Below are 1,070 nucleotides of genomic sequence, written 5' to 3'. Positions count from 1 at the left end.
GGTCACTAGGGCACCCTCTTTCTCGCAGGCACCACTACGGTGCTTGGTGAAGGGACTCGGCGGGAGCCGGGGTGACGGTCTGGTTCGGTCGCCGCTCGACGGCCTGTATGACACCACCGCCCCCGGTTCTCGCGAGGCTTCGGACCGGCAACAGGGAGATGCGCCACAGAGCGCCGGTTAGTGACCGCCCGGGAGCAGGCCTCGTCGCCGCCGAGCCGCTGTCGCTGCCACCCCTTGGAGTCGAGTTGTCTCTTGCGCTGCCCCCTGCGCAGTTCTTCGCCGGTCTGGACTGGGCCGCCGAGGTCCACGCCGTGTGTGTCATGGACGTCACCGGCCACATCGTCGACCGGTTCACGATCAAGCATTCGGCCGAGGGGATCACGATGCTGATCCGCCGCCTGGCCAAGCACGCCGATGCCGCCGACGTGCAGATCGGGATCGAACGCCCCAACGGGCGGCTGGTCGACCTGCTGCTGGAGGCCGGGCACCCGGTCGTCCCGGTCTCCCCGAACGCGATCAAGGCCTGGCGTGACGGAGAAGTGCTGTCGGGGGCCAAATCCGATGCCGGGGACGCCGCCGTCATCGCCGAATACGTCCGGCTGCGCCAGCACCGGCTGCGGGTGGCCGTGCCGTACTCCGACGACACCAAGGCGCTGCGGACCGTCGTGCGCACCCGCACCGACCTGGTCGACATGCGCGTCGCCGCGACCAACCAGCTCGCCGCGCTGCTGGACGCATCCTGGCCCGGCGCCAAGGCCGTGTTCGCCGATGTGGAGTCGCCGATCAGCCTGGACTTCCTGACCCGCTACCCCACCCCGGCCAGCGCCCGCCACCTGGGCGAGAAGCGGATGGCCGCGTTCCTGGTCAAGCACGGCTACTCCGGCCGCCGCCCGGCCGCGGTGCTGCTGGAACGCCTGCGCGCGGCCCCGGCCGGAGCCACCGGAGCGGCGCTGACCGAAGCGCTGCGCGATGCCGTCTTGGCGCTGGTCGCCGTGCTGCGCGCACTCAACGGCGCCCTCAAGGACCTCGACCGCTCGTGCGCCGCCCACCTCGGAGAGCATCCGGACGGG

Annotated in this window: 1 protein-coding gene; it reads left to right on the top strand. The window is 71.3% G+C overall.

Translation table 11 applies throughout. The features are described from left to right. Positions 1-245: 245 nt before the first annotated feature. On the top strand, positions 246-1,070 hold an 825-nt coding region (locus KME79_RS44300; RefSeq protein ID WP_219552673.1), incomplete at its 3' end, for an IS110 family transposase.

The organism is Nonomuraea harbinensis, assembly GCF_019396385.1.
Taxonomy (GTDB): Bacteria; Actinomycetota; Actinomycetes; order Streptosporangiales; family Streptosporangiaceae; genus Nonomuraea; species Nonomuraea ferruginea.
This window is presented reverse-complemented; position numbering and strand designations above follow the sequence as displayed.